At 43.0% G+C, this 1,410-nt stretch carries 1 protein-coding gene and 1 pseudogene; both read right to left on the bottom strand.

What is annotated here, in order from left to right:
- Nucleotides 1–130: pseudogene (locus tag ACWHAR_RS21315) on the bottom strand (bile acid:sodium symporter family protein); the annotation flags it as partial.
- A gap of 145 nt (nt 131–275) precedes the next feature.
- Nucleotides 276–1,410 (bottom strand): SulP family inorganic anion transporter (locus ACWHAR_RS21310; RefSeq protein WP_452087747.1); only part of this gene is annotated, 1,135 nt, incomplete at its 5' end.

The following is a 1,410-nucleotide window of genomic DNA, read 5'->3' as shown; positions in this document are numbered from 1 at the left end:
GAAAGTTCGCGCTCAAACTGCCTGCAAACGTAATAAAAGCAAAGATCCAAGGCACAGCCCATTCATACCCATTTAAAAACTGAGACAGCAGCACGCCTAACACCACACTAGTCGGCGTTAACAGCGGCATCACTCTCCCCAATACACGGTTCAGCTTTTGAAGCATCATATGCAAGTCCCCTATTTAAAATTTCTCTTCTCTCTATTATATCAATGCTGCTTAAGTGTATGTTATATAAAAAAGCCCAGATCTCATTAATCTGGGCTTCTCTATTTTATGCCATCTGTTTCATTAAAGATTTACTCGCTTTATTCAAACCTTTTAACTCAGCTTCAATGCCTTGTTCCTTAAACTTCGCAACAATCTTATCAAGTGCGGCCGCTCCAGAATCGTCCCATACGTGAGCTTCAGTTAAGTCAATCACAACCCGCTCAATATCCTCTTGATATATAAACGCATTCGTAAGATCAGTCACTGACGCAAAAAAGATTTGCCCCTTCACTTGATACGTTCTAAGCTTTTGATCCTCTGCATGAGAAACGATTTTCAGCTTCGAGATTTTTGCCACAAAGAACACGGCACTTAAAAGAACACCGACAAATACACCCTTAGATAAGTCATCCGTCACAACAACCGTAACCACTGTCACAACCATGACAATCGAGTCCGTGAGCGGCGCTTTTTTGAGACCTTTTAAAGAAGACCAATCAAATGTGCCGACAGACACCATAACCATTACAGCCACTAACGCCGCCATTGGGATTTTCACCACGACATGACTTAACACCGCAATTAAAAACATCAGAAAAGCACCGGCAACAAATGCTGACAAACGTCCGCGACCGCCCGCTTTTGTATTAATGACAGATTGTCCGATCATAGCGCAGCCTGCCATTCCGCCAAAGAATCCAGTCACGATATTCGCAATTCCCTGTCCTCGGCTCTCTTTATTTTTATCACTGTCCGTATCCGTCATTTCATCAATAATCTGTGCTGTCAGCAAAGATTCAAGCAACCCGACAAACGCTAAAGCAATTGAATAAGGAAAAATAATTTGCAGTGTTTCAAAGGTAAACGGAACATCAGGGATTAAGAAATGAGGCAATGAACTAGAAATATTGCCCATATCACCAACCGTCCGCACATCCACATGGAAAGTGACCGCAATAATTGTCATCACAATAATCGCCACAAGCGGAGACGGAACAGCAGTCGTAAACCTTGGCAGCACATAAATAATAACCAACGACCCGGCAAGCATCGCATACATGCTCCAAGAAGCACCTTCAAACTGGGGAAGCTGCGCAGAGAAGATAAGGATCGCCAGCGCATTCACAAACCCGATCATCACAGAACGCGGGATGAATTTCATTAACCTTGCAATTTTACTGATACCTAAAATCACTTGA

Source organism: Bacillus sp. LR--39, from assembly GCF_053613335.1.
The sequence above is the reverse complement of the archived record's forward strand: the minus strand, read 5'-3'. Positions and strand labels throughout refer to the sequence as shown.